The 1,626-nt window shown below is 67.1% G+C and carries 3 protein-coding genes; all 3 read left to right on the forward strand.

The window, feature by feature from the left end:
- Positions 1-297 (forward strand): response regulator (locus tag CKO42_RS26515; RefSeq protein WP_338035015.1); only part of this gene is annotated, 297 nt, incomplete at its 5' end.
- Positions 298-402: 105 nt separating this feature from the next.
- On the forward strand, positions 403-960 hold the full coding sequence (locus tag CKO42_RS26520; protein WP_200252569.1) for a carboxymuconolactone decarboxylase family protein: 558 nt from the start codon (positions 403-405) through the stop codon (positions 958-960).
- Between the two features lie 29 nt (positions 961-989).
- Positions 990-1,626, forward strand: a 637-nt coding sequence (locus tag CKO42_RS26525) for a thiamine pyrophosphate-binding protein (RefSeq protein ID WP_274608981.1), incomplete at its 3' end; no start/stop codon positions are given.

Consider the following 1,626-nt stretch of genomic DNA (forward strand, 5'->3'; position numbering starts at 1 on the left):
GACTGCGCCGAGGCTCGAGCGCTCATCGCGCGACAGCCGGTGCGCGGAGCCCTGATCGATATCCGCTTGCCGGATGGCGATGGCCGTGAGCTGGGGGCCGAGCTGGCGGCGCGCGCTCCGGGGCTGAGGATCGTGCTGATGAGCGGTGCCCATGATCTGCAGCCTGATCCGGGGCTGGCGCCGCATGTCCGCGCCTATCTGAAAAAGCCGGTCAATCTGCGCAGCATCCACCAGCTGTTTGTTGCGAGCGGCAAGCCAGCGCGAGCGTCCTTCAACAATGGCTCACGCGTCCCCTGATCCATGGCCGCGAGTGAACTCAACCCCTCGCCTCGCCAGCGAGGTCAGTCCAATCATTCGCCTTCAAGGCGCAGTGATCCGCCCAACCGCTGCCAGGAGCACCTCATGCCCTCGCTGTTTCCTGACCCGGCTGCGTCATCGGCGCCGCTGGACGCCCTGCCGGCCATGCCGGCGCTGAGCGAAGCCGAGCGCCGCTTCAGCCGACTACCCAAACCGCTGCGCACGCTCGAGGCGGCGCCGGCCTCCCTGAAAAGCTATCTGGCCCTCGGCGCCTTGTTGGAGAAGACCTCACTCTCGAGCGAGGAGCAACAGGTGGTGCTGCTCAGTGTCAGTCGCGAGAGCCGCTGCGCCGTCTGCATGGGTGCCCATGGTCTGCTCGCGGACATGATGGATTTGCCAACGGACATGACCGAGGCGTTGCGCGAAGGAGGCCGCCTTCCCGATCAACGCCTGGAGTCCCTCAGGCAGTTCACCGCCGCGCTGGCCAAGGCGCACGGGCACATCGATGAGGCCGCGGTCGCCGCGCTGGAGCAGGCCGGCTACGACCGGCAGCAGGTCCTCGAGGTGATCCTCGGGATCGGCATGAAGACCCTCGCGCGCTATAGCGATCAGATCCCCGGCACCGATGGACAGCCCTGGCCGGCAGCCTGTCTCGCCTGCTAGCGAGGCCCATTCAACCCTTGGAGTCCCCCATGCGTGCCGCTGAGCTCTTTGTCCGCTGTCTCGAGAACGAAGGTGTCGAGTACATCTTTGGCATCCCCGGTGAGGAGAACCTCGACCTGATGGATGCGTTGATCGACAGCCCGATCCACTTCATCACCGTCCGCCATGAGCAGGGCGCGGCCTTCATGGCTGATGTCTATGGCCGCCTCACCGGTCGACCCGGGGTCTGCCTGGGCACGCTCGGCCCTGGCGCGACCAACCTGATCACCGGTGTCGCCGATGCCAATCTCGACCGCGCGCCAGTGGTGGCCATCGCCGGGCAGGGCTCGACCCATCGGCTGCACAAGGAGAGCCACCAGATCGTCGATCTGGTCAATCTGTTCGCGCCCATCTCCAAGTACGCGACCTCGGTGCGCGAGCCCGAGGTGATCCCGGAAGTGGTGCGCAAGGCGTTCAAGGAGGCGACCCTGGAGAAGCCGGGGGCGAGCTTCATCGAGCTGCCCGAGAACATCGCCGCTGCGGAGGTGGCGGAGCTGGCCCCCCTGCGGGTGCAGAATCCGCGCACCCCCTGGCCGCCCGAAGATCGTCTCGCCGAGGTCGCGGCGCTGATCGCGCAGGCCGAGCGCCCGATGGTGCTGGCCGGCAATGGCGTCATTCGCGCGCAAG

This window comes from Lamprobacter modestohalophilus, from assembly GCF_016583905.1.
GTDB lineage: Bacteria > Pseudomonadota > Gammaproteobacteria > Chromatiales > Chromatiaceae > Lamprobacter > Lamprobacter modestohalophilus.